Source organism: Mesorhizobium sp. ESP-6-2, from assembly GCF_020164675.1.
Taxonomy (GTDB): Bacteria; Pseudomonadota; Alphaproteobacteria; order Rhizobiales; family Rhizobiaceae; genus Mesorhizobium.
Window position 1 is genome coordinate 419,695 of sequence record NZ_JAIUGT010000001.1, and the last position, 25,659, is coordinate 445,353.

Consider the following 25,659-nt stretch of genomic DNA (forward strand, 5'->3'; position numbering starts at 1 on the left):
GAGTGCGTCTCCCGTGCCGCCGTCACTTGCCGGCCTTGGGCTTTTCGACATGGCCGCCGAATGCATAGCGCATGGCCGACAAGAGCTTGTCGGCGAATTCGGATTCGCCTTGCGAGGAGAAGCGGTCGAACAGGGCCGAGGACAGCACCGGCGCCGGCACGCCGGTGTCGATGGCCGCTTTCAGGGTCCAGCGGCCTTCGCCGGAATCGGATACCCGGCCGCCGAACTGGGTCAGGCCGGGATCGCTCTTCAACGCGCCGGCGGTGAGATCAAGCAGCCACGAGCCGATGACGCTGCCATGCCGCCAGACCTCGGCCACCTCGGCAAGGTCGATGTCGAACTGGTAGTATTCAGGGTTCTGGAGCGGGCTGGTCTCGGCATCGGCCTCGCGCTTGACCTTGCCGGCATTGCCGGCCTTGAGAATATTCATGCCTTCGGCATAGGCGGCCATGACGCCGTATTCGATGCCGTTATGGACCATCTTGACGAAGTGGCCGGCGCCGCTCGGGCCACAATGCAGATAGCCGAAGGGCGCCGTGCCGGCCGTCTTGTTGGGAGCGGGCGCACCGGCATCCGCGCCGGGCGCCAGCGTGGCGAAGACCGAATCGAGATGGCGGACCGCGTCGTCGGGCCCGCCGATCATCAGGCAGTAGCCGCGATCGAGGCCCCAGACGCCGCCGCTGGTGCCCACATCGACATAGTTGAGGCCTTTGGCGGCGAGCTTGGCGGCCCGATCGACATCGTCGTGATAGTAGGAATTGCCGCCGTCGATGATGATGTCGCCGGGTTCCATCAGCGCTGCCACCTGATCGACGATCGTGCCGGTGATGGCCGCAGGCAGCATCAGCCACACGCAGCGCGGCTTGGCGAGCTTGTCGACAAACTCCTCCATCGAGGCTGCGCCGATCGCGCCGTTCTTGACCAAGGCGGCGACGCTTGCCGGGTTGATGTCGTAGACGACGCATTCGTGGCCGTCGCGCATCAGCCGCCGGACCATGTTGGCGCCCATCCGGCCCAGTCCCATCATTCCGATCTGCATGGTCTCGTCCTTGTGTCTTGAAGAGGATCTGGTGGGAAGGATCTACACTCTGTTCTGTTCACCGATGATGACGGAGAAGTCGACATTCTCCCAATCCCCGCTGCCGGGCCAGAAAAAAGTGAAGATCAGCGTGCTCCCCTCGGGCAGGCCGGCGACCGGCAGATCGGCGAGGTGGATGCCGAGGGCATTCTCCCTGGTCGCGCTGTCATGCACGGTCGCCCAATTATCGACGCTCCAATGGACGGTTGCCTTCGCCAAGAGCTCGAGGCGCATTGTCTTGCCGGCCGGCATGGAACGGATCTTGTTGTTGAAGCGCCAAGTCCTGAACGGCGAGACGGTCTTTTTGTCGATATAGCGTTCGACGCCTTGCGGCGGCCTGTCGAACACCACGCCGTCGCGCAGCGAGCGCAACAGCTTGATGTGCTCGGAATGCGCCCAGACCAGCGGCATGGCGCTGCCCGAGGGCTTGCCATGCAGCAGTTCGCGCTCGGGCAGGTCGGCGCCGTCCCAGACCTGCTCCGGCAACAGGCCGCCCGGCCCGGCCGAGCCCTCCATTGCCGCGAGCAGCAAGGTCGCCTTGTCCTTGCGTCCGGCCGCCAGCTCGTAATGGGCCCGCTCGCCGGCGAGCAACGGCCAGGGGCGGCCTTGGCCGGTGCCGTCGAATGGCGCGCCGTCCTCGTGCTCGCCATAGCCGTCGCCGGTGTAGCGATACCAGAGCGACCCCTGCGGCAGCTGGCGGCGCAGCTGCGCGTCGATGACCTTGACCGTGTCGATGATGCGCGGATCGTCGGCTGCCCTGAGGCCAAAGCGCACCAGGGCCAATGCGTCCGGGCTGACGATTTCCTGCGCCGGCCGGTCGGTATCGCCAGGCGGGCGGTTCTTGATCGGCACATAGCCGTCCTTCGGCGAACCGGCCTCGGCGCTGTCGGGCGGTGCGATGCGGACATAGTAACCCGCGACGCCGGCCGCCTCGCAGCTTGCCGTGCCGGTGACATAGGTCCAGCGCTCGACCTGATCGTTCCAGCCGTCGGCGGTCTCGCGCAGATAGCTTGCTGCGTCCTGCTTGCCGCACGCCTCCAGCATATCCGCGGCGGCAAGCAGCGCCGCGATCTCAACGGCGAGGGTGAACGGGCTGTAACCGGAATCCTCCTCCCAGCGGTCCTCGCCGGTGACGGGTCCATTGCGCACGACATAGGCAGCGGCGCGCTCGATCATTGGCAGGAAGGACAAGAGCCTGACGCGTGGCAAATGGCCCTGGCGCCGCAGCGCATCCGCCAGCAGCAGCGGAAAGGCGCATTCGTCCATCTGGATGCCCGGCCAATAGGCTGTCCCATCGAGCCAGGCGTTCTGCGGCCAGTGGCCATCCGGCTGCTGGATGGAGCAGAGATAGTCGAGGGTTTGCAGGGCCGAGGCGACATCGCCGGCGGCGAGAAAGCCGCCCGCTGTCTCGACCAGATCGCGCGGCCAGACCAGATGGTAGCCGCCGAGATCGTCGTCGCCCTTGTCGAAGCCCCACGGAATCGACAGGCTGGCGACCGCTGCGCCCGGCATGAGCGATGACCGGTGCGTCGCCAGCACGGCGGTGGAGATCCTGTAGCTGTTCACTCCGGACGCGCCGTGGCGATCCAGCCGCAGCAGGCCCGCCTGCCATTCGCGCCATTGTTCGGCGTAGGATGTTGCCGCCACCGCGAAACCCTCCCTGAGGCTGGCGAAGGCATTTCGAGCGGCTTCTTCGGACGTCGCCCCGAAGCCCAGCGCCAGTACCGTTTTGGTGCTGTTGGCGGAAAACCCGATTTCGCCGGTCAGCGCGACATTGCCGTCCTCGGCTCGCTGAAAGGCTGGATCAAGCCGACCGGTGTGCTTGAGTTGCTGCCAGCCGTCGGAGACGCCGACATAACCGGCCGAGCAGTTCCGCCAGGATAGCGACGAGGCCAGCGCAAGGCAGGTGCCGCGGCCCGAGGCGAACAGCACAGGCTCTCCGTCATGGTCGCCGACCCAGGCGGTGTTGCCCATGCCGGCATTGACCAGATGCGGCGCCAGCAAGGCGTGGACGCGGTAGTCCCCCGTGGCGGCCTTGAGCGGCGTGAAGGTGATCTCCTGCAGCAAGGTGGGTCGTGCAGGGTCGGCCAGGATGCGCTTCTCGATCCGGTAGGCGCCGTCATCAGCGGTATTGACCAGCCTGTAGGCTGGCACGCCTTCTTCGAACGGTTCGATGCCATGCGCGGCATCACGTTTTTCTTCCGAGAAATATCCGTTCGGGCCGGTGACGATCAGGCCGAGGTCGCGGGTGCAGGCACTGTCGACACCGGGATAGTAGATCTCGTTCAGGATGCCATGGCTGAGCGTGAACCAGACGCGGCTCAACGGCGAAAGCGCCGCGCCGACGCCGCTTTTGGCGCTTGACGTCCAGCGCGCCGGAATTCCCGGAGCCCCCGGGGGAACGATCGGCGTCACTGCCATGCGTCTGCGGCCTCCTACCTGCATGCCTAGCCCATCCACCGAAGCCTTTTCAATCGTCGCACCGCAATGTGATCGGTGGCTTCTTATGGATTGCAGTTGACAGCTCGCCGCCCTTCTGCACTTTTGTCTGACAATAGATAAAAAACAGGTGCGCGAGCCCAAAACTCATCAGCAGCCAGCAAATCAGCAACTCTATGGGAGGAGTATGACATGAAGAAACTGTTCGTTCTGGGCACCCTTGCGATAGTGCTCGCAGCCGGTACGGCCATGGCCGACACCAGCGGCAAGAAGATTGCTTTCTCGAATAATTACGCCGGCAATTCATGGCGGCAGGCGATGCTCGACAGCTACAACGCCGTCACCAAGAAGGCGGTGGCCGACAAGGTGGTCGGGGCCGCCGATGTCTTCACGACGGCCGACAAGGAAGTACCGACCCAGGCAGCCCAGGTGCAGAACCTGATCCTGCAGGGTTATGACGCAATCGTCATCAACGCCGCCTCGCCCGATGCGCTCAATGGCGCCATCAAGCAGGCCTGCGATGCCGGCATCGTCGTCGTCTCATTCGACGGCATAGTCACCGAACCATGCGCCTACCGGGTCGTCGTCGACTATAAGGACATGGGCAAGCAGGAAGTCGAGCACATGGCCAAGTTCCAGCCCAAGGGCGGTAACTTGCTCGAGATCCGCGGCCTCGCGGGCACATCGATCGATGATGCCATCCATGCCGGCATCCTCGAAGGCGTCGCCGCTCATCCCGAATTCAAGATCGTCGGCTCGGTGACCGGCGACTGGGACCAGACCACGGCGCAGAAGGCGGTGGCGACCATCCTGCCCTCGCTGCCGGATGTCGTCGGCATCGTCGACCAGGGCGGTGACGGCTATGGCGCAGCGCAAGCCTTCGCCGCGGCCGGCAAGCCACGCCCGACCATCATCATGGGCAATCGGCAGGACGAGCTGAAGTGGTGGAAGGAACAGAAGGAAAAGGACGGCTATCAGACCTGGTCGGCCTCGATCGCGCCAGGTGTGTCGACGCTCGCCTTTTGGGTGGCACAACAGGTGCTCGATGGCCGCAAGGACATTCCGCACGACCTGCTGGTGCCGTATCTTGCCTTCACCCAGGACGATTTCGAGGCCGCCCTGCCGAAGATCAAGGAGGGCGGGGTCGCCACGCACGAATACACGCAGGAAGATGCCATCGCGGCCATCAAAGCCAACATCAAGTGAACATCGCACACGCGTTGCCCTGCGCATCGCCGACCGGATATCGTTGAGCATGGCCGAAGGGAACGCGTACATCATCAGACTGAACGGCGCCGAAAAGCATTTCGGCGCCGTTCGCGCGCTTGGCGGCGTCGACTTCAATGTCGGGCCCGGCGAGTGCGTCGGCCTCGTCGGCCACAACGGCGCTGGCAAATCGACGCTCATGCACATGGTGGCGGGCACACTGACACCCGACAGCGGCACGATCGGCGTGCATGGCGAGAGCGAGGGGAGTTACTCGGTATCGCGGGCGCAGCAGCTCGGCATACGCTGCGTATTCCAGGAACTGTCGCTGTGCCCCAATCTCAGCGTCGCCGAGAACACGCGCATCAACCACGCCTCGCTCACCGGCTTCGGCTGGCGGCGCAAGGCGGCCGAGCTGATCACGGCCAAACTGGACGAAATCTTTCCGGACCATGGCATCTCGGCGTCCGACATCGCCGGTGACCTTTCCATCGGCCGGCGCCAGATGGTGGAGGTGGCGCGCGCGTTCACGCTGACCCGCGAGCCGCTGCACCTGGTTATCCTCGACGAGCCGACGTCCTCGCTCGACGCGCACACGGCGGGTCAGCTGCTTGCCTTCGTGCGCCGCTTCGTCGCGTCGGGCGGGAGCTGCATTCTCATCTCGCATGTGCTGGGCGAAGTGCTGCAGAACGCCGATCGCATCGTCGTGATGCGCGACGGCAAGGTTGTCGCCGCCGACGCGGCCAACGCTTTCGACCGCGATAGGCTGGTGGCCACCATGGGCGGTGCCGAAGGACATCGGAGGACCGCCACCGAAATCCGGAAAGCCGAGGCCGGCCCGTTGCGCGTGCGCGCCCGGCCGGTGCGGCAACAGGACGGCAAGGAGATGGTGGCCCGTGCCGGCGAGATCATCGGACTTGCCGGCTTGGCCGGCCATGGCCAAACCGACCTGCTGCTGGCGATCTTCGCCGCCGCGTACCGCGCCAAGGCCGGCATCGAGGTCACCGCGCCGGTGGCGCTTGTGGCCGGCGACCGCCAGGCGGACGGCATCTTTCCGCAGTGGTCGATCGCTGAAAATATCGGCATCCGCTCGCTGGCTCGGCTGCGCAACGGGCTGCTGATCTCGCCGCGGCGCGAGGCCGAACTGGCCGGGTTTTGGCAAAAGAAGATCGGCATCCGCACGCCGGATATGAACAACAACATCTTTTCGCTGTCGGGCGGAAACCAGCAGAAGGCCTTGTTCGCCCGGGCTCTCGGCTCCGATGCCGGGATCGTGCTGATGGACGACCCGATGCGCGGCGTCGACATCGGCACCAAGCTCGAGGTTTACGATCTCGTGCGCGAGGAGGCCGGCAAGGGCCGCACCTTCCTCTGGTACACCACAGAAACGGAAGAACTCGACAATTGCGACCATGTCTACGTCTTCAAGAACGGCCGCATCGTCGCCAATCTGACGCGCGACGAGCTGACGGAAGAAAAGATCATCCAGTCCTCCTTCGGCGACGCGGCCTGAGATGACGGCCGTCTCTGTTCAAAACGGTTCGAAGACTTTTGGGAGCGGAGCGGCACGCGCCCGCCTGCTGCGCGGGCTGCTGCCGGCGCTGTCGCTGGTGCTGGTGCTGCTCGCCATCGCCTGGCTCAATCCGCGCGCCATCAGCTATTTCGGCTTCGGCCTGATGCTGAACCTGGCGATCCCGATCGCGCTGGCGACGATCGCGCAGATGTTCGTCATATCGGGCAACGAGCTCGACCTGTCGATCGGCACCTTTGTCGGTTTCGTCGGCTGCGTAACCGCGACCTGGTTGAAGGACGCACCGCTCATCGGCGTCCTCGTCCTGCTCGGATCGATCGGCGTCTATGCGCTGCTCGGCGCGCTGATCCACCTGCGCAATTTGCCATCGATCGTAGTGACGCTGGGCATGAGTTTCGTCTGGCAGGGGCTGGCGATTCTCGTCCTGCCCAAGCCCGGCGGCAAAGCGCCGGACTGGCTGCTGGCGATCATGGCCTTCAAGCCGCCCTTTGTGCCCTTCCCGATCATCGCCGCGCTGCTGATTGGCCTCATCGTCCATTTCGGCCTGATGCGCACCTCCTATGGCGTCATCCTGCGCGGCTCGGGCGGCAACCCGGCTGCGCTCAAACGTGCCGGCTGGTCGCTGCTCAAGACCAAGGTCGTGTTGTTCGCGCTGACGGGTCTGTTCGGCGTGCTGTCCGGCATGGCGCTGATCGGCATCACCACTTCGGCCGATGCCAATATCGGCAATGGCTACACGCTGCTTTCGATCGCCGGCGTCATCCTCGGCGGCGGCGAATTCGTCGGCGGCCGCGTGTCGCCGATCGGCGCAGTAATCGGCGCGCTGACCTTGGCGCTGGCGGCATCGCCGCTGCTCACCTTCATGCACATCCCACCCGACTGGCAGGTGGCCGCCAATGGCGCCATCCTGATCATCGTGCTGGCGGCGCGGGTGCTGATCAGCCGCAAAGAGAGGTGAGCGATGACATTGCTGAGGTCGCTGACCGCCAAACCCTGGATCTGGTCGTTCGTCGGCGCGTTTGTGGTGTGGCTGGCGACGATCGCTTTCACCGGCGGCTATGGCGCCGGCGGCATGGTCACCGCCGCGCTGTCGCTGGCCGTGTTCACCGTCATCGTCGGCGTCGGCCAGATGTTCGTCATCACGCTTGGGCCGGGCAATGTCGACCTGTCGCTGCCGGCCAATATCGGGCTCGCCAGCGCGGTGGCCATGAAGGTGATGGGCGGCAGCGATGCCATGATCGTGGTCGGGCTGCTGGCCGCGCTTGCCTGTGGTGCGGCGATCGGTGCCGTCAACTATCTGCTGATCTGGGCGCTGCGAATACCGCCGATCATCGCCACTTTGTCGGCGAGCTTCATCATCCAGTCGGTCGACATCAGCTATGGGCGCGGATTGCAGATCAAGCCGCCGCCGGGCTTTGCCGATTTCGCCAACCGGCAGGTTCTCGGCATTCCGGTGCTGGCGGTTCTCACCGTGCTGTTCACCATCGGCGCGGCCATCGCCTTGCAGCGCATGATCTATGGCCGCTCGGTGCTGGGGATAGGCCAGAACATCCGTGCCGCCTGGCTCGCCGGCATCAATGTCGGCCGCGTCCGTTTCCTCACCTACACGCTGTCGGGGGCGCTCGGCGGCATCGACGGCGCGCTGCTCGCCGGTTATTTCCGCGGCGCCAATGTCGATATCGGCAACGAGTATTTGCTGGCCTCGATCGCCGTGGTGGTCATCGGCGGCACGTCGGTGGCCGGCGGCAAGGCCAATGTCCCCGGCGTCTGGGGCGCGGCGCTGTTCCTGGTGCTGCTTTTGACCATGCTCAACACATTCGGCGTCAGCGCCGGCGTGCGGCTGTTGCTGACGGGGTTGATCATCGTTGGCGTGATTACGGCGGCGGGTGGGGAGAAGGCGCTGCGGTAACGCTCGCGTTACGACCCCAGATGCCGGGCGAGCATCAGCCGCAATTCCTCCAGCACGCCGTCGCGCAGTCTTTTCTCGCCGACCAGCGCCAAGGGAATGCGCATCAGTTGCGGCACGATGACGGCCAGCCGCTCGGCCTGACCCGCAGGCAGCGGCGGTTTGGCCTGCGCGAACAGAGCGGCGATCTGCTCGCGCCGGCGCGCCCGCATCTTGCGCCGCCAGCCTTCGTCGCCGGGCAAATCGAGCAGCGCCGAGTAGGCCGGATGCGTGGACAGGAAGTCGCCAAGCAGGTCAAACAGCGTATCGGCGATCACGGCCGCATTCAGGCCCGCGGTGCGTTCGCGCAAGGCATCTAGCCGTGCCGACAGGCCTTCCGCGTTCTCAGCCAATATGGCTTGAGCCAACGCCTCCTTGGTTGGGAAAAACAGGTAGAGCGTGCCGATGGCCGCGCCCGCTCGCACGGCGATCTCGGTCATCGTCGTGGCGTCGAAACCCTTCTCGACGAACAGTGCCGCAGCACTCCCCATAAGCGCCGCGACCCGTTCGCGCCCTCTTTTTTGCTGCGGCGCACGCGGATTCGACGCCGAGGCTCTTGCTTTTTCCGAGGTCATCCTCATATTTCCATACCTGAGACTATCCTCATATATAGCGCTGGCATCGACCACGCCAGCACCTTCGAGAGTTATCACCATGAATGCCGTCGCAGACAGCCGCCCGCAGAGCCACAAATGGATGGTTCTGAGCAACACCACGCTCGGCATGCTGGCCGCCGCCATTAATGGCTCGATCCTGCTGATCAGCCTGCCGGCGGTGTTTCGCGGCATTGGCCTCAAGGCACTCGACCCCGGCAACATCAACTATCTCTTGTGGGCGATCATCGGTTACATGATCGCCACGGCAGTGCTTGTCGTTGCCTTCGGCCGGCTCGGCGACCAGTTCGGCCGCGCCAGGATGTACAATCTCGGCTTCGCTATCTTCACCGCCGCCTCGATTGCGCTCAGCGTGCTGCCCGGCCAGGGCGACTTTGCCGCTATGTACCTGATATCGGTGCGCATCATCCAGGGCATCGGCGGCGCGCTGATCATGGCCAATTCCACGGCGCTGCTGACCGACGCCTTCCCGGAGAACGAACGCGGCTTCGCGCTCGGCATCAATGTCGTGGCGGCCATCGGCGGCCAGTTCGTCGGCCTTCTGATCGGCGGCCTGCTCGCCGATACCGACTGGCGGCTGGTGTTCTGGATCAACGTGCCGTTCGGCCTCGTCGGCACGGTCTGGGCCTACCTGAAACTGCACGACGCGCCGAACCGTTCCACGCACACCATCGACTGGCTCGGCAACATCAGCTTCGGGCTTGGCCTCGTGCTCATCCTCACCGCCATAACCTATGGCCTGCAGCCCTATGGCGACCAAGTGATGGCGTGGACCAGCCCGAAAGTGCTGGCGCTGTTTGCCATCGGCTTTATCTCGCTGATTGCTTTCATTGTCATCGAACAGCGCGTGACCAAGCCGATGCTGGACCTCAAGCTGTTCCGCATTCCAGGCTTTGCCTACGGCAACATCGCCAATCTCGCATCGGGCATTGCGCGCGGCGGGCTGCAATTCATGCTGATCGTCTGGCTGCAAGGCATCTGGCTGCCGCTGCACGGCTATTCGTTCGAGGAGACGCCGCTGTGGTCGGCGATCTTCATGCTGCCCCTGACTGTCGGCTTCCTCATCGCCGGACCGGTGTCCGGCTACTTTTCCGACCGCGTCGGCGGCGTGCCCTTCGCGGTCGGCGGCATGGTCGTGGGGGCTGCGAGCTTCGTGGCCTTGATGGCACTGCCGGCCGACTTCTCCTACACGGCTTTCGCGGCACTTCTTTTCCTCAACGGCCTTGGCTCGGGCCTGTTCGTGGCGCCGAACTCGACGCAGATCATGAATTCGGTGCCGGCGCGCGAACGCGGCCAGGCCTCGGGCATGCGCGCCACGACGACGAACGCCGGACAGGTCCTGTCGATCGGTCTGTTCTTCAGCCTGATGATCGTCGGCCTTGCCGCCAGCCTGCCGCAGAGCATGGAGGCCGGCCTGCTGGCGCAGCATGTACCGGAGGCTGTCGCGCACCAGATCGCCAACATGCCGCCGGTCGCCAATCTGTTCGCCGCTTTCCTGGGCTATAACCCGATGGGCGAGTTGATCCCGGCCGATGTGCTCAATGCGCTGCCGCAGCAGAGCATCGACACGCTGACCGGCCATGCCTTCTTCCCAGAACTGATGTCGGGACCGTTCAAGCATGGCCTGGTCTTCGCCTTCACCTTCTCGGCCATCCTCTATCTGATAGCGGCGTTCGCCTCCTGGCGCGGCGGCCGCAATGCTGGTGCTATGGTGCCGGAGATGATCGCGGCGGAGGCTGCCGGCCGGCGCTAATCATTGTGCCAGGCGGGCATCCGGTTTCCATCCAGGTCACGGCGCTGTAAATCCCCTTTGCGCGGCCACGGCCGCTCACCATTACGGGGAGATTTTGCTTGTCCAATTTCGTCAGCATCAGCCGTGACGGCGATGTCGCCATCGTCACCATCGACAACCCACCGGTCAACGCGCTGAGCTTCCATGTCCGCGCGCCGCTGATGCAGGCGCTGACCTTCTTGCGTGACGATCAATCGGTCGCGGCCATCGTCATCGCTTGCGCCGGCCGGACTTTCATTGCCGGCGCGGACATCACCGAGTTCGGCAAGCCGGTGCAGCAGCCGGAATTGCGCGCCATCGTCGCCGCGCTCGAGACCATCGTCAAACCGACCATTGCCGCCATTCATGGCACGGCACTGGGCGGTGGCCTGGAACTGGCGCTCGGCTGTCATTTCCGCATTGCCGATGCCGGCGCCAGGCTCGGCCTGCCCGAGGTGAGGCTTGGGCTGCTACCGGGCGGCGGCGGCACGGTGCGGCTGCCGCGCCTCGTCGGCGCGATCAAAGCGCTCAGGATGATCGTTTCCGGCGCGCCGATCGGTGCCGATGAGGCGCATGAAGCCGGACTGGTCGATGCAGTCTTCGAGAGTAACGTGACCAAGCATGCCGTGAACTTCGCCAGAGAGATCGCCCGCAAGGGCGGGCCGTTCACGCCGGTGCGCGATCGCGATGACGAGATCAAGAAAACCGAGCTGGCCGCTTTCGATGCCGAGGCGGCGGATCTCGCCAGGAAAGCGCGCGGCCTCGACGCACCGATCGCTTGCGCGCAAGCGGTGCGCAATACCGTCACGATGTCGTTCGAGGAAGCTCTGGCTACCGAACGCGCGCTGTTCATGAAGCTGGTCGCCGGCGATCAGTCGCGTGCGCAGCGGCATCTGTTCTTCGCCGAGCGTGAAGCCGCAAAGGTCCCAGGCAAGGATCTTGTCCGGCGCAGGATCGCCCGCGTCGGCGTCATCGGCGCCGGCACGATGGGCGGCGGCATCGCCATGGCCTTCGCCAATGGCGGTTTTCCAGTCACCTTGTTGGAGACCAGCGAGGAAGCCTTGCAGCGCGGGCTCGGCATGATCGAGAAGAATTATGCCGTCTCCGTTTCGCGCGGCTCCTTGACCGAAGACGCCAGGCGCCAACGCCTCGCTCAATTCAAGGGCTCCACCGACTATTCCGATCTCGCCGATTGCGACCTGATCATCGAGGCGGTGTTCGAGGACATGGCGGTCAAGAAAGAGGTGTTCGGCAAGCTCGATGCCGTGGCCAAGCCGGGAGCGATACTCGCCACCAACACATCCTATCTCGATATCGACGAGATCGCCGCCTCGATCTCGCGCCCGCAACACGTGCTCGGCCTGCACTTCTTCTCGCCGGCCAATGTCATGAAGCTGTTGGAAATCGTGCGCGCCGACAAGACCGCGCCCGACGCGCTGGCAACCGTAGTCGATTTGGCGCGGCGGATCGGCAAGGTGGCCGTCGTCGTCGGCGTCTGCCACGGCTTCGTCGGCAACCGCATGTTGGCTGCGCGTGGTTCTGAATCCGAAGCGTTGCTGCTGGAGGGCGCGACGCCCAGCCGGATCGACAAGGCCTTCACCGATTTCGGCTGGCCGATGGGGCCCTTCCAGATGAGCGACCTCGCCGGCCTCGACATTGGCTGGCGCAACCGCAAGGCGCGAGGCCAGGCGGCCGTGATCGCCGACACGTTGTGTGAACAGGGGCGTTTCGGCCAGAAGACCGGCCGTGGGTTCTATCTTTACGAGGCCGGGGCGCGCATGCCGGTTAGCGACCCTGAGGTCGAGGCGCTGATCCGCGAAAAGGCCGCCGAGAAGGGCATCGCGTCGCGCGAAATCAGCGCGGAAGAAATCATCGAGCGCACGCACTACCCACTGATCAATGAAGGAGCGAAAATCCTCGAAGAAGGGATAGCCGCCCACGCCTCCGACATCGATGTCATCTGGGTCAACGGCTATGGCTTTCCCATCGGCAAGGGCGGGCCGATGTTCTGGGCCGGTCTGGAAGGCGCGACCGGGATCGTCCAGCGGCTCGAATATTGGCATCAGCGGACGGGCAAGGATGTTTTCAAGCCGGTGCGGCTGCTGAAACGGATGGCCGAGACCGGCTCCTGGGAGGCTGGCGCAAGACCCTGATCGAAAGGTGGTCGAAGAGCGTTGGACTATCTTATCCGCGCGTCGATGATTTCGACAAAGCGGGCAAAAAGGCCGGCCTGCGACTTGATCTTGAGCTTGCGATAGATGTTGCGGCGATGAACCTTCACCGTCCCCGGCACGATGCGCATGGCCCGGGCGATCGATTCGGTGGAATGCCCTTGCAGCACCAGGTCGACGACATGCTTTTCGCGCGGCGTCAGCGACAGGCTCTTCCAGATATGGGCGCGGTCGAACTCGTTGACCGCCGCCAACGCCTCGTCTTGCCTGGCCTCGACCGGCTCGTCGGCGGGAAGGGCGGGCCAGCGCAACCGGGCGAAGGCGACCACCGCCGGCGCCATGTCGCGCAGCAGTCTGGCGTCGGCGGTTCCGAATGGACCTGAAGCGCTGAGCCGCATCAGCGACAGCACCAGCGCATCCTTGCCCGACAGCGGCACGAAGAAGCCGACCTCCTCGGCCAGCCTGGTCTGGCTGTAATAGGAGCGAAAATATTCGCTGGCGTAGAAGCGGTCGGGCGCCAGCTCGCGCATGCGCCAGAATCCTTCCTTGCGCTCGACCGCCGCGTGGTGGAACGGATCCAGCAGGTATGGGCCTTCCTGGTAGAGCGCAACGAAGACATGGCTCTCGGCCGACGAGAAGGTCTCGAACAGCAGCGGCGGGCGTGCAGCGCCGCGATAGCCGAAGACCACGCAGTGGTCGAAGCCGACATGCTGCCGCAGCCAAGCGACCATCGCCTTGCCGAAGACGTCGCCGCTTGTCTCCCGCGTCGCCGTGACCAGCGCGGCGAGCCGGCTGTAGTCGTCGCTGCGGGACATCCCAATACCCCCTTAAACGAGAAAATAGGTCAGATATACCACCTGCGAGGTATATACTAGCTGCCATTAGCTCTGGTAGCGTCCCGAAATCGCATCGTCCTGTCGCTGGAGCCCGCAGCCTTGACCGTAGTGCCCGACATCGAGTTTCGCGGCGTCACCAAGCGCTATGGCGCGGTGACCGCGGTCAGCGGCATCGATCTGGCCGTGCCGCCTTCCGCCTTCGTCGCCCTGCTCGGACCATCCGGCTGCGGCAAGACGACCTGCCTGCGCATGATCGGTGGCTTCGAGCAGCCGAGCGAGGGCAACGTGTTCATCCGCGGCCAGGACATGGCCGGCACGCCCCCCTACAGGCGGCCTGTCAACATGGTGTTCCAGCAATATGCCCTGTTCCCGCATCTGGATGTGAACGACAATGTCGCCTACGGATTGCGCCAGGCACGACCGCGGCTGTCGTCGCGCGAGATCGGCCTGCGGGCAGGCAAGGCGCTGGAAATGGTGCGGCTCGCCGGGTATGGCGGCCGCAAGGTCCACGAACTGTCCGGCGGCCAGCAGCAGCGCGTCGCTCTTGCCCGCGCACTGGTCAACAAGCCGGCGGTGCTGCTGCTCGACGAGCCGCTGGCGGCGCTCGACAAGAAGCTGCGCACCGACATGCAGATCGAATTGCAGAACCTGCAACGCGAGATCGGCATCACCTTCGTGCTCGTCACCCACGACCAGGAGGAAGCGCTGTCGATGAGCGATTTCGTCTGCGTCATGAATGGCGGCCGCATCGTTCAGCTTGGGCAGCCGAGCGAGATTTATGACGAACCGGCCGACCTGTTCGTCGCCGATTTCGTCGGCAAGACCAATCTGTTGAGCGGCGCCGTCGCCGGCCATTCAGGCGATCTGGTGGATGTGAAGCTGGCGGATGGTACGGTCATTGTGGCGCGCAAGCGGGCGGCCTTGCGGCAGGGCGAAACCGTTTCGGTCAGCCTGCGTCCTGAATCGCTCAGCCTTGGTGGCCCTAAAAGCGGGCCGCTCAGAGGCATCGTCCGCAACCGGATTTTTCTTGGCTCGACGGCGGAATACGCGGTCGAGATCCAGGGCATCGGAACGCTGCTGGCCAAGGCCGACCATGTGATCGGCCATGGCAATCTCTTCAAGCCGGGTGAACCCGTCGCCATCGGCTTTGCCGCCGGAACGCCGCTGGCGTTTGCGGACCCAAAGAACAACGGGACCAACCAGAGGGTAGAAAAACATGTCGAAATCATATCGTGACGGACTGCCGATAAGCCCCGAGAATTTCGTCGACCAGCTGATGCGTTTGAAGCGCGGCTCGATCGGCCGCCGCGACTTCCTTGGCCTCACCGGCCTCGGCATCGCGACGGCGGTGATGGCGCGCGAGGTCGGCATTATGCCGACGCCGGCCTTCGCCGACGAAAACCTCGGCGACCGCATGTCGATCGCCACATGGCCCAATTATCACGATCCCCAGACCTTCGAGAACTTCAAGAAGGACACCGGCGTCGCTGTCGAGGTCAATGTGTTCGGCTCCAATGAGGAGATGCTGGCCAAATTGCAGGCCGGGGCCTCGGGCTGGAGCCTGTTCGTCCCGACCAACTACACGATCTCGACCTACAAGAAACTCGGCATCATCGAGCCGCTCGACATGGCCAAGCTGCCGAATTTCGACGGCACGCAGGAAGATCCGCGCTTCACCTCGGAAGGCACGATCGACAGCACCATCTATGCGGTGCCGAAGAACTGGGGCACCACTGGCTTTGCCGTCAACACCAAGAAACTGACCAAGCCGATGACGAGCTGGAAGGAGTTCTGGGACACGGCCATGGCGGAAGGCGATGGCCGCACCATGGTCCACGACTACCAGCTGACCACGATCGGCAATGCGCTGAAATATTATGGCTACTCCTTCAACTCGCTGAAGCAGGACGAGCTCGCCAAGGCGGAGGAATTGTTGCTCAAGGTCAAGCCGCATCTGTTCGCGGTGTCATCCGACTACCAGCCTGGCATGCGCGCGGGCGATGCCTGGATGACAATGTGCTGGACCAATGACGGCGCGCAGCTTCATCGCGACATTCCGGAGATCGCCTATGTGCTGGGCAAGGAAGGCGGCGAGATCTGGACCGACTTCTACGCCATTCCGAAGGACGCGCCGAACAAGCCGGCCGGTTATGCCCTGCTCAACTACTTGATGAACCCGCAGGTCGCGGTCAAGGAACACCTCGCCAACGGCGCGCCTTCCACCGACGCGCGCGTCAACAAGCTGCTGCCCAAGGAAGTGCTGGACAATCCGATCCTCTATCCGGCGGCCGACCTGTTGACGCCGCTGGAGTTCGGCGCGGCGGCAACGCTGACCGATCCGGGCCGCGCCGAGCTGATGGCGCGCTTCAAGTCGGCTTGAGCCAGGCGGGCAACAAATCCCATTCGAGACAACTTGACCGGCGGGCCCAGATCCGCCGGCACCGGGGCAATCCTTCGATGCGGGGCATTCGCAAAAATCTGCTGACGGCCATGCTGCTCGGGCCGGCGGCCGCCTGGCTCGTCGTGTTCCTGGTGCTGCCGTTCATGGCCATCGCCGTCTTCAGCGTCGGCGAGCGGGCGCCGGAGGGCGGCTATCAGGCGGCCTTCACGCTGGCGCAATATGCCAATCTTCCGGCGCGGGCGACCGCGTTCTGGAACACGATGGTGCTGGCTCCGGCGGGCGCGCTCGCCTGTCTGCTCGTCGCCTATCCCGTCGCCTATTACCTGGCCCTGCGCGCACCGGCGCGATGGCGGCTGATCCTGCTCGCGCTGGTCGTCATCCCGTTCTGGACCAGCCTTTTGATGCGCACCTATGCCTGGATGTACATTCTGGGCGGACGCGGCATCCCGGCGCTGCTCACCTTTGTCGGCATCGAGGATGTCAGGCTCATCAACACGCCGGGCGCCGTCCTGCTCGGCATCGTCTACGGCTACCTGCCGCTGATGATCCTGCCGATCTATGTCAGCCTCGAGCGGCTCGACCGTCGCCTGCTGGAGGCCTCCGCCGATCTCGGCGCGACGCCGCTCTCCACTTTTCTGGGCGTGACCCTGAAACTGTCCCTGCCCGGCGTGATGACCGGCTTCTCGCTGGTGATGATCCTGCTGCTTGGCGAGTATCTGATTCCGACGCTGCTCGGCGGCGGCAAGGTGTTCTTCATCGGCAATGCGCTGGTCGACCTGTTCCTGCAGTCGCGCAACTGGCCGTTCGGATCGGCCATCGCGATCACGCTGGTGCTGGTCTCGGTCGTGGTGCTGATTGCCGCCAACCGCATCTCGACCCGCGTCTCGGGCGCCCGCCGGGTGGATCTGATCTGATGCGCGCCTTCGTCATTGCCGTTTTCGCCTTCCTCTACCTGCCGATCGCGCTGGTCGTGCTGTTTTCCTTCAACGCCGGTCACCACGCCAGCGAGTTCACCGGTTTTTCGGTGCAATGGTACGGCAAGGCGCTGGCGAACCCATTCCTGGTCGAGGCGCTGAAGAACAGCCTGTTCATCGCCACCACCAGCGCCTTGCTGGCGGCGGTGTTCGGCACGGCGGCCGCGCTCGGCCTGGCACGTGTCGGGGTGCGGACCCGCGTTGTCTTCGACGCCTTGCTTGGAGCCGCAATCGTCGTTCCCGGCGTCGTGATCGGCATTTCGACACTGGTCGCGCTCGTCCAGTTGTTCGCCGTCGTCAATCCGTTCCTCGCCTCGGTCTGGCCTGACGACCAGCCGCCGCGACTCTCCCTTGGCTATGGTTCGATCATCGCCGCGCACGGCCTGTTTTCGATGGCGCTGGTAACGATGATCGTCGGCACGCGCCTCGGCAGCCTCGACCGCAATCTGGTCGAGGCCTCGAGCGATCTCTATGCCACGCCGCTGACGACGTTCCGTTCCATCGTCCTGCCGCAGATCATGCCGGCGGTGGTCGCCGGCTTCCTGCTCGCCTTCACCTTCTCCTTCGACGATTTCATCGTCGCCTTCTTCGTCGCCGGCGCGCAGACGACGCTGCCGATCTATGTCTTTGCGTCGATCCGGCGCGGGGTGACGCCGGAGATCAATGCCATCGCGACGATCGTGCTCGTCGCGTCCGTCCTGCTCGTGGTGCTTGCCCAATGGCAGCTGCGCCAGCGCAAGCCGTCAAACTGAAGGCCGCATCATGATCCTCGAAGACCGCATCGCCGTGGTGACAGGCGCCGGTTCCGGCATCGGGCGCGCCGGCGCCATGATCATGGCAAGGGAAGGCGCGGTGGTCATCATCGCGGACAGGGATCGGACCAGCGGCGAGGCGACGGCTTCAGATATACGCGCCGCGGGCGGCCGGGCGGAGGCGGTAGCCACCGACGTCTCGGACGACAATGCGGTCGAGCAGCTCCTTGCCGGCACGCTCGACCAGCATGGGCGCATCGACATCCTGCACAATCACGCCGGCATCCAGGTCGGCGGCACGCTGACCGAGGTCGAGACCGGCGGCATGGACGCTTCCTGGCGGGTCAATGTGCGGGCGCAGTTCCTGGCGGCAAGGATCGTCATGCCATCGATGGTCGCACAGGGCGGCGGCGTCATCCTGAACACGGCCTCCAATTCGGGCGTGTTCTACGACCGCGAGATGATCGCCTATGCGACCTCGAAACATGCCGTGGTGGCGATGACCAGGCAAATGTCGCTCGACTATGCCCGCCACAATGTGCGCGTCAACGCGCTCTGCCCCGGCTGGGTCGACACGCCGTTCAATGGACCGTTCATAGCCCAGATGGGCGGACGCGAGGCAATCGAAGCCTATGTCCGCACCAAGATCCCGATGGGCCGCTGGGCCAGCGCCGAGGAGATCGCCGAGGCGATCCTCTTCCTCGTGTCCGATCGGTCATCCTTCATGACCGGCCAGGCGCTGGTGATCGACGGTGGCGAAAGCATCGGCTGAATCAGCCGTCTTTGGCCTTCGGCCGATTGGTGAAAAGCGCCGTCGCCTGCGCGTTCTGGGCCAGAGCCGCGTCGCCGGCCGGCAGCGCCGAAATCAACTCTGACCGACAGTTCGGACCATGGTCCGACCGGCGTGGGACTTCAGTACCTCAGCCGTTCAAAGGCATAGATTTCCTTTGTATATCAACTAGTTACTGTGCCGACAGGTTGCCCAGCTCTCTGATTGAGACAGTCTTTGTCCAAAGTTTACTGCGCATAGTTAGCGGCTTCTCATACGAACTTACCATAGCAGCGGGCGCGGGGCGGCGTTTCCCGAGGAGACTATCATGACAAACCGGAAAACTGTTTTCGCGGCGTTAGCCGCACTGGCGCTTCTCGCTTCTCCGGCGCTCGCCGGAGCCGGCGGCAACGGGCATAGCAATGGTGGTGGTCACAGCGGCGGCAACGGCAATGGCAATGGTGGCGCCCACGGCAACAGCGGCGCTGCGCACGGCAAGTCCTCGTCGGCCCGGGGGCAGGTAGCCAAGGCGACAACGGACACAATGACCACGGTCGATACGAAGACAAAGGTCTCGTCCCTGCCCAAGGAAAAGAACCTCCACGCCAAGCTTGGTCGGCTGAACTCGCTGCAGCGCAACGTCAACGCCTATATGAATTCCAAGAGCAAGAAATTCGCTGCGCTTCAAGCCTTCGTGACGCAGTCGGCAAAAGCCAAGGTCGCACAAACCCAGCTGGACGCTTTGAATTCACAGCTGGACGCACTGACATCGCTGACGCCGGACCAGATCGCCGCGATGACCCCCGAGGAGCAGGCGGCACTGCCTGGACAGATATCGGCTCTGCAGGACCAGATCGCCGCCCAGCAGGAAGTGGTCGACGCGGCGGCGGTCGGTACCGACCCGGCCACGCTCGATGCGGCGTTGACGGATATGGCCAACAAGCCCGTCGACGCCGAGGTCACCGCTTGGGCTCAAGGCGTCCTTGCCGGCAAGATCGACGAGACGGCCGCGGCAATGCAACCGACGCCGTAGCATCGCCAAGGACGACGGGGCATCCGGCCTGCACACGTGATTGCGGCCAATCGCTTCGTGGCCGATGCCTTGTCCGATCACCTCAAGCTGCGGCGGCTGCCGGCATCTATGCCGGCGGCCGCCAATGGCTTCCGGCTGCGGCAATCGCGGTGCGAACATCTGAAAATACTCGACCAGCTCGAAAGCCGGCAGTATTAGGTGACTGCCGATCTGCTTCGCGTCCATCTGCGGCTCTCGCAAACTGCGACCGCAAGCGGCCGGCCACGGCGCTCTCGCGCCGTTCGGCATGATCAGCCGGCCGGAATGAAGAGGAATAATTGACGCGTAAAGCCAGCCCGACTATCGCGCTGTTTCCCGAAGCGGGCTTCGGCGCGGCGTTGAATTGCGTCGGGATCGCGCAGGCCGTGCGGGGCGCCCGCCCCGTCTTCATCTCCCAACCCCGCCTTTCCGGTGTCTTTGCCGACAAGCTGCCGGCGCGCTTCATCGTCAATGTCGGCGGCCTGCGCGACGCTTACCGAGCGGTGCCCGACAATGTCTATCTCGACCCCTGGTTTCCGCAGCGAAGTCGGATTTCTTCATCCACCATGGCGGCAGCAACTGCTTTTTTGAGGCGCAGCGCTTCCGTGTGGCGTCGCTGATCATGCCCTATTGCCGGGACGGCCACGACAATGCACGCCGCGCCGAAGAGACCGGCACCGGCGACCATATCGGCCGTGACGGCTGGACCGAAGGAGTATTGGAGAGCGCAATTCCCGGCCTGCTGGCCGACGACGCCATGCGCGCCCGCCTCAAGGGAAATGCAGCCAGATGGCGCTGAACCCCGGAACGGACGTGGCCGCGCAAGCCATACTCTCTCTGATACGGATTTGAATGAAATGCTTGAGAAGAACACGAATACCGCGCCCTCCACCGATCCCAAGGCCTGGTTGGCGCAGCACGGCATCAACGAGGTCGAATGCCTTGTGCCCGACATGAACGGCGTGCTGCGCGGCAAGGCGCTGCCGACGGCAAAATTCCTCAAGGCGCTGGAAGACCGTGCGCTTTATCTGCCGAGCAGCGCCTTCCTGGTCAGCATAGACGGCCGCTATTCCGGTTCCATCGACGAGGGTTTTGCGTATTCGGACCCCGACATGCGCATGGTGCCCGATGTCTCGACGCTTTGCCTGGCGCCGGGCGCCGGCACTGGCAAGGCCTACGTCTTCGCCGACGCCTTCCACATGGACGGCAGGCCCTGGATGGCCTCGCCGCGCCATGTTCTGCGCGCCGTGCTCGATCTCTACCGGCAGCGCGGCTGGCGGGCGGTAGTGGCGCCGGAGCTCGAATTCTACCTGACCGCGCCCAATCCCGATCCAGACAAGCCGCTGACCGCGCCCACCGGCGGCAATGGCCGCGCCGAGGCCGTGCAGCATCCCTATGACATGGCGGCGCTCGAGGAATACGAACCGGTGGTCCGGCGCGTCTATGACTATGCGGCGGCGGCCGGACTGCCGCTCGACACGCTGATCCATGAATCGGGACCGGGGCAGCTGGAGATCAACTTCCTGCATGGCGACGCGCTGCCGCTGGCCGACAAGGTGCTGTTGTTCAAACGGCTGACGCGCCAGGCCGCCCGGCAAGACGGCATGTATGCGACCTTCATGGCCAAGCCGATTGCCGCACAGGCCGGCAGCTCGATGCATCTGCACATGTCCGTCATCGACGAGGCCGGCAACACGTTGTTTGCCGGCAGCGACGATGCCGATACCGCGATGTTCGGTCATTTCATAGGCGGTTTGCAAAAATATATTCCCGAAATCATGCCGCTGTTCGCGCCCAACGTGAATTCGTTCCGGCGCGTAAGACCGAACCACAGTGCGCCGGCCAACATCGAATGGTCGCATGACAACCGTTCCTGCGGCCTGCGCGTGCCGGCCGGCGGGCGCGCCGCGCGGCGGGTGGAGAACCGGCTGCCGGGTGCCGATTGCAATCCGTATCTGGCGATCGCCGGCTCGCTTCTGGCGGGCTATCTGGGCGTCGAACAGAAGCTGGCGCGCTCGGCGGAAGCATCTGGAAATGCCTACAAGATCAAGAGCACGCTGCCGAAAACAATGGAGGAGGCGCTGGATCGTTTCGAGGCCTGCGAACCGGTGCGCAAACTGCTCGGCGAGGATTTCTTCCAGACCTATCTGCGCGTGAAAAGCGTCGAGCTTGACCTGTTCCAGAGCGTGGTGACGAGCTGGGAACGCGACCACCTGCTCTTGAAGGTGTGATCATGGCATCTTCAACGGGTTTCAATTCCGGTCTCGACATCGGCAAGTCCTACTATGTCGCCACCGCCAATCCGGCGCCGGACCATCCGGCACTCATCGGCGATGTCGAGGCCGACCTGGTGGTCGTCGGCGGCGGCTGCACCGGTCTGTCGGCCGCTCTTCACGCCGCCGAACGCGGCTTGAAGGTGGTGCTGCTGGAAGGCGGCAAGATCGGCTGGGGCGCTTCGGGCCGCAATGGCGGCCAGATGATCCCCGGCCTGCGCAAGGGCGCCAAGGGCCTGGTCAAGCTTTACGGGCCTGAACGGGCGAAGGCGCTGTTCGACCTCGCCTTCGAGGCGCGCAGCCTGGTGCTCGACATTATCGAGCGCCATGCGATCGACTGCGATCTCAGGCTGACCGGCCATCTGGTCGGCGCAGTCAACGGCTCCGATCTCAGGGATCTGGAGGAAGAGGCGAAATGCCTCGAGAGCGTGATGCGATTCCGCGACGTCGAAATCCTGTCAGCAGCTCAGGCGCGGGCCAAGGTCGACACGCCCTATCACGGCGCAATGTACGAGCCGCTTGGCGGCCACATGCATCCGCTCAATTACACGCTCGGCCTTGCCCGCGCGGCAAGCGCGGCGGGCGTCATCATCCACGAGAATTCGGTGGCCGTGCGGCTTGAGTGCGAGCCTTCGATCCGGGTCTCGACATCAAAAGGATCGGTGCGCGCAAAGCATGTCGTGCTGGCTGGCGACGCACTGCTCAATGGGCTGGAGCCGCGCGTCAACAGCCGCATCATGCCGGTCGGCAACTACATCGTCGCCACCGAGCCGCTGGAGGGCTCCCGCAACGTCATCCCCGCCAATGTCGCAGTGTCCGACACGCGCTTCGTCGTCAACTATTACCGCATGTCGGCGGATGGTCGCCTGCTGTTCGGCGGCGGCGAGCGCTACACACCGTCACCGCCGGCCGATATTGCCGGCTTCGTGAGGCCGCACATGGAAGGCACTTTCCCGCAGCTCAAGGGCTGCCGGATCGATCATGCCTGGGGTGGGCTGGTGTCGGTGACGACGTCGCGGCTGCCGCATGTCGGGCACTATGGCGAGGTCTATTACGCGCACGGCTATTCCGGCAAGGGCGTCATCCTGTCGACGCTGTCGGGCAAGCTGCTCGCCGAAGCCATCACAGGCGACGCCTGGCGGCTGGACCTGTTCTCGACGTTGACCCCGATGCCGTTCCCCGGCGGTACGGCGCTGCGCGGGCCGCTCTATGTGCTGGGAATGCTGTGGTATGCCATGAGGGATCGGATGAAGCATTGAGCTCGCGGCCAACCCGCTGATCGTGGCGCTGTATCCAAGTGTGATCCGCCAGCAAGGGCAGGAGAGCTGTGGCTGAGTGGTTAAGTTCGCGCAGGCGCTTGACGAAATGCCGGCGCCAAGCGAACCGAGCTACGACATTGCGCGACCTGCACGCGTTGCACCAAGGCGGCGCATGAGGGAAACGGGAGAGCTGCCTGACATGGCCGAAGCCTATATCTGCGACTATATCCGCACGCCGATCGGCCGCTTTGGCGGCTCGCTGTCCTCGGTACGGACCGACGACCTCGGCGCCATTCCGCTGAAGGCACTGATCGGGCGCAATGCCGGCGTCGACTGGCAGGCCGTCGACGACGTTGTCTACGGCTGCGCCAACCAGGCCGGCGAGGACAACCGCAACGTGGCGCGCATGGCGCTCCTGCTGGCCGGCCTGCCGAAGGAAATCCCCGGCTCGACCGTCAACCGCTTGTGCGGCTCGGGCATGGATGCGCTGACCATCGCCGCCCGTGCAATCAAGTCCGGCGAGGCCGAGCTGATGATCGCGGGCGGCGTCGAATCGATGAGCCGCGCGCCCTTCGTCATGCCCAAGGCCGAGACGGCGTTTTCGCGCAATGCCGAGATTTACGACACCACGATCGGCTGGCGCTTCGTCAACCCGCTGATGAAGAGCCAGTATGGCGTCGATTCCATGCCGGAGACGGGTGAGAACGTCGCCGAGGATTTTTCGGTTTCACGCGCGGACCAGGACGCTTTCGCGGTGCGCAGCCAGGACAAGGCCGTCGCTGCGCAGGCCAATGGCCGGCTGGCCAAGGAAATAACCGCGGTGACCATTCCGCAGCGCAAGGGCGATCCGACCGTCGTCTCGAAGGACGAGCATCCCCGCGGCGGCACCACGATAGAGGCTTTGGCCAAGCTGCCGACGCCGTTCCGGCAAGGCGGCACGGTGACCGCCGGCAATGCGTCGGGCGTCAATGACGGGGCGGCGGCGCTGATCGTCGCTTCGGAAGCGGCGGCCAGGAAATACGGCCTGACGCCGATCGCCCGCATCCTCGGCGGGGCCGCCGCCGGCGTCGCGCCGCGCATCATGGGCATCGGTCCGGCGCCGGCGACGCAAAAACTGTGCGCACGGCTTGGCCTGACGCCAAAACAGTTCGATGTCATCGAGCTCAACGAAGCCTTCGCCTCGCAAGGAATCGCGGTGCTGCGCCAGCTCGGCATCGGGGTGGATGCGCCGCACGTCAACCCGAATGGCGGCGCCATAGCGCTCGGCCACCCCTTGGGCATGTCGGGCGCGCGCATCTCCGGCACGGCGGCGCTGGAGCTGCGCGAACGCGGCGGCCGCTACGCGCTGGCGACGATGTGCATCGGCGTCGGCCAGGGCATCGCCATCGCGCTCGAAGGGGTCTGAACAATCGCTCTCCCGGCTAGTCCAGAAGAGCGGATATGATCGATCTGCCAAATTTGACCATGTGGACAAAAGTCCGGACCCGTTCCATAGTTCCCCGTCTGATTTTTTAAGAACAGTCGGCTCGACACGGCTGTCGAACAGAGGGGACTGCAATGGAAAACCGGAAGAACAAATCTCATTCAGCGCGCGAAGGCCTTTCGCGGCGCAACGTGCTGGGGCTGGGCGCGCTTGGCCTGGCCGCGGCGATGCTGCCGGGCGCCGCCTTCGCCAAGGACAAGAAGCTGAAAGTAGCGGCGATCTTCGCCACGCCCATCGAGGAGCCGTGGGACAATCAGATCCATGTCGCTTTGCAGAAGGCCGAGAAGGAACTCGGCATCGAGTATAAATGGTCGGAGAAGGTGCAGACCGCCGACTTCAGCCGCGTCATGCGCGAATATGCACAGGGCGGCTATGAACTGGTGCTGGGCGATGCCTTCGCCGCCGAGCGTGAATCGCGCCGCACCGCCAAGCAGTTCCCGAAGACTGCTTTTCTGTTCGGCTCCGGCGCCGGGCCGGCGGAGCCCAATTTCGGCGTCTTCGACAATTGGATCCACGAGCCCGCCTATCTCTCCGGCATGATCGCGGGCAAGATGTCGAAGTCGGGCACGGTCGGCGCCGTCGCGGCGATGGGCATTCCGGAAGTGAACCGGCTGGTCAACGCCTTCTTCGCCGGCGCCAAGGAGGTCAATCCGAACATCAAGAAGAAGGTCGCCTTCATCGGTTCCTTCTTTGATCCGCCCAAGGCCAAGGAGGCGGCCGTCGCTCAGATCGACGCCGGCGTTGACGTCATCTATGCCGAGCGCTTCGGTGTCATCGAGGCGGCGGTGGAGAAAAAGATCTACGCCATCTCCAACATGTCCGACCAGTCGACCCTTGGCCCCGACACCGTCATTACCGGCCCGGTCTGGGATATGTATCCCACCGTCGAACAGGCCATCAAGCTGGTCAAGGCCGGCGTCTTTACGGCGCAGGACTATGGCGATTTCTCGCGCATGGCCAAGGGCGGTTCTCACCTCGCGCCTTACCATAAGTTCGACAAGACGCTGCCGGCCGAGGTCAAGGACATGGTCGAGAAGAAGAAGGCCGAGATTCTCGAAGGCAATTTCCGGGTGGATGTCGACGAGAATACGCCGGTCTCGGATTGA

The 25,659-nt window shown here is 64.4% G+C and carries 22 protein-coding genes; 18 read left to right on the top strand and 4 right to left on the bottom strand.

Going from position 1 to position 25,659, the window contains the following annotated elements:
- Nucleotides 1-22 precede the first annotated feature (22 nt).
- Both gnd and LB532_RS02115 read right to left on the bottom strand, forming a co-directional pair.
- Entirely contained in the window at nucleotides 23-1,039 is a 1,017-nt protein-coding gene (gene gnd / locus LB532_RS02110; protein ID WP_140643380.1) for a phosphogluconate dehydrogenase (NAD(+)-dependent, decarboxylating), read from the bottom strand.
- A 42-nt stretch (nucleotides 1,040-1,081) separates the two neighbouring features.
- A complete protein-coding gene (locus LB532_RS02115) occupies nucleotides 1,082-3,499 on the bottom strand; it encodes a glucan 1,4-alpha-glucosidase (protein ID WP_140643382.1) in 2,418 nt (805 codons plus the stop codon).
- 210 nt (nucleotides 3,500-3,709) lie between these two features.
- Between LB532_RS02115 and LB532_RS02120 the strand changes: the two genes are divergently transcribed.
- From LB532_RS02120 to LB532_RS02135, 4 genes are read left to right on the top strand one after another with little or no spacing between them, the layout of a single operon-like run.
- Nucleotides 3,710-4,723: an ABC transporter substrate-binding protein gene (locus LB532_RS02120; protein WP_140643383.1), complete on the top strand. Its 1,014-nt coding sequence runs from the start codon at nucleotides 3,710-3,712 to the stop codon at nucleotides 4,721-4,723.
- A 49-nt stretch (nucleotides 4,724-4,772) separates the two neighbouring features.
- Nucleotides 4,773-6,236 carry a sugar ABC transporter ATP-binding protein gene (locus LB532_RS02125; protein WP_140643385.1) on the top strand — a complete coding sequence of 488 codons (1,464 nt, stop codon included), beginning with the start codon at nucleotides 4,773-4,775 and terminating at the stop codon, nucleotides 6,234-6,236.
- A gap of 1 nt (nucleotide 6,237) precedes the next feature.
- Nucleotides 6,238-7,212, top strand: a complete 975-nt coding sequence (locus tag LB532_RS02130) for an ABC transporter permease (protein WP_140559250.1) — start codon at nucleotides 6,238-6,240, stop codon at nucleotides 7,210-7,212.
- 3 nt (nucleotides 7,213-7,215) lie between these two features.
- The gene (locus LB532_RS02135; protein ID WP_140643386.1) at nucleotides 7,216-8,163 is read left to right on the top strand and encodes an ABC transporter permease; all 948 of its coding nucleotides are present in this window, start codon (nucleotides 7,216-7,218) and stop codon (nucleotides 8,161-8,163) included.
- Nucleotides 8,164-8,171: 8 nt separating this feature from the next.
- Here the strand turns inward: LB532_RS02135 and LB532_RS02140 are convergent, their stop codons facing one another.
- Nucleotides 8,172-8,774 carry a TetR/AcrR family transcriptional regulator gene (locus LB532_RS02140; RefSeq protein ID WP_181169544.1) on the bottom strand — a complete coding sequence of 201 codons (603 nt, stop codon included), beginning with the start codon at nucleotides 8,772-8,774 and terminating at the stop codon, nucleotides 8,172-8,174.
- Nucleotides 8,775-8,853: 79 nt separating this feature from the next.
- Here LB532_RS02140 and LB532_RS02145 point away from each other — a divergent pair, with 79 nt between their 5' ends.
- Nucleotides 8,854-10,566, top strand: a complete 1,713-nt coding sequence (locus LB532_RS02145; protein ID WP_140643390.1) for an MFS transporter — start codon at nucleotides 8,854-8,856, stop codon at nucleotides 10,564-10,566.
- Between the two features lie 98 nt (nucleotides 10,567-10,664).
- The gene (locus tag LB532_RS02150; protein ID WP_140643392.1) at nucleotides 10,665-12,737 is read left to right on the top strand and encodes a 3-hydroxyacyl-CoA dehydrogenase NAD-binding domain-containing protein; all 2,073 of its coding nucleotides are present in this window, start codon (nucleotides 10,665-10,667) and stop codon (nucleotides 12,735-12,737) included.
- Nucleotides 12,738-12,763: 26 nt separating this feature from the next.
- Here LB532_RS02150 and LB532_RS02155 read toward each other — a convergent pair whose 3' ends face one another.
- The gene (locus LB532_RS02155) at nucleotides 12,764-13,570 is read right to left on the bottom strand and encodes a response regulator transcription factor (protein WP_140643394.1); all 807 of its coding nucleotides are present in this window, start codon (nucleotides 13,568-13,570) and stop codon (nucleotides 12,764-12,766) included.
- Between the two features lie 120 nt (nucleotides 13,571-13,690).
- Between LB532_RS02155 and LB532_RS02160 the strand changes: the two genes are divergently transcribed.
- The 12 genes from LB532_RS02160 to LB532_RS02215 all read left to right on the top strand — a co-directional run bounded on the left by LB532_RS02160 (nucleotide 13,691) and on the right by LB532_RS02215 (nucleotide 25,659).
- The gene (locus tag LB532_RS02160; protein WP_140643396.1) at nucleotides 13,691-14,827 is read left to right on the top strand and encodes an ABC transporter ATP-binding protein; all 1,137 of its coding nucleotides are present in this window, start codon (nucleotides 13,691-13,693) and stop codon (nucleotides 14,825-14,827) included.
- Nucleotides 14,808-15,971 carry a PotD/PotF family extracellular solute-binding protein gene (locus LB532_RS02165; RefSeq protein WP_224556323.1) on the top strand — a complete coding sequence of 388 codons (1,164 nt, stop codon included), beginning with the start codon at nucleotides 14,808-14,810 and terminating at the stop codon, nucleotides 15,969-15,971. Before LB532_RS02160 ends, LB532_RS02165 begins: the two co-directional genes overlap by 20 nt.
- A 77-nt stretch (nucleotides 15,972-16,048) precedes the next feature.
- Nucleotides 16,049-16,906 (top strand): ABC transporter permease, encoded by an 858-nt coding sequence (locus LB532_RS02170; RefSeq protein WP_140643400.1) that lies wholly within the window; start codon nucleotides 16,049-16,051, stop codon nucleotides 16,904-16,906.
- Nucleotides 16,906-17,718 carry an ABC transporter permease gene (locus tag LB532_RS02175; protein ID WP_140643402.1) on the top strand — a complete coding sequence of 271 codons (813 nt, stop codon included), beginning with the start codon at nucleotides 16,906-16,908 and terminating at the stop codon, nucleotides 17,716-17,718. Before LB532_RS02170 ends, LB532_RS02175 begins: the two co-directional genes overlap by 1 nt.
- A 10-nt stretch (nucleotides 17,719-17,728) precedes the next feature.
- On the top strand, nucleotides 17,729-18,490 hold the full coding sequence (locus tag LB532_RS02180) for an SDR family NAD(P)-dependent oxidoreductase (RefSeq protein WP_140643404.1): 762 nt from the start codon (nucleotides 17,729-17,731) through the stop codon (nucleotides 18,488-18,490).
- A gap of 325 nt (nucleotides 18,491-18,815) precedes the next feature.
- Nucleotides 18,816-19,520 (top strand): hypothetical protein, encoded by a 705-nt coding sequence (locus LB532_RS02185; protein WP_140643406.1) that lies wholly within the window; start codon nucleotides 18,816-18,818, stop codon nucleotides 19,518-19,520.
- Between the two features lie 317 nt (nucleotides 19,521-19,837).
- Nucleotides 19,838-20,158, top strand: a complete 321-nt coding sequence (locus LB532_RS02190) for a hypothetical protein (RefSeq protein WP_224556324.1) — start codon at nucleotides 19,838-19,840, stop codon at nucleotides 20,156-20,158.
- Nucleotides 20,068-20,337 (top strand): glycosyltransferase, encoded by a 270-nt coding sequence (locus LB532_RS02195; RefSeq protein WP_348641714.1) that lies wholly within the window; start codon nucleotides 20,068-20,070, stop codon nucleotides 20,335-20,337. Before LB532_RS02190 ends, LB532_RS02195 begins: the two co-directional genes overlap by 91 nt.
- Nucleotides 20,338-20,395: 58 nt before the next feature.
- Nucleotides 20,396-21,769: a glutamine synthetase family protein gene (locus LB532_RS02200; RefSeq protein WP_140643408.1), complete on the top strand. Its 1,374-nt coding sequence runs from the start codon at nucleotides 20,396-20,398 to the stop codon at nucleotides 21,767-21,769.
- 2 nt (nucleotides 21,770-21,771) lie between these two features.
- Nucleotides 21,772-23,070 carry an NAD(P)/FAD-dependent oxidoreductase gene (locus LB532_RS02205; protein ID WP_181169546.1) on the top strand — a complete coding sequence of 433 codons (1,299 nt, stop codon included), beginning with the start codon at nucleotides 21,772-21,774 and terminating at the stop codon, nucleotides 23,068-23,070.
- A gap of 199 nt (nucleotides 23,071-23,269) precedes the next feature.
- On the top strand, nucleotides 23,270-24,475 hold the full coding sequence (gene pcaF, locus LB532_RS02210) for a 3-oxoadipyl-CoA thiolase (RefSeq protein ID WP_140643410.1): 1,206 nt from the start codon (nucleotides 23,270-23,272) through the stop codon (nucleotides 24,473-24,475).
- A gap of 152 nt (nucleotides 24,476-24,627) precedes the next feature.
- Nucleotides 24,628-25,659: a BMP family protein gene (locus LB532_RS02215; RefSeq protein ID WP_140643412.1), complete on the top strand. Its 1,032-nt coding sequence runs from the start codon at nucleotides 24,628-24,630 to the stop codon at nucleotides 25,657-25,659.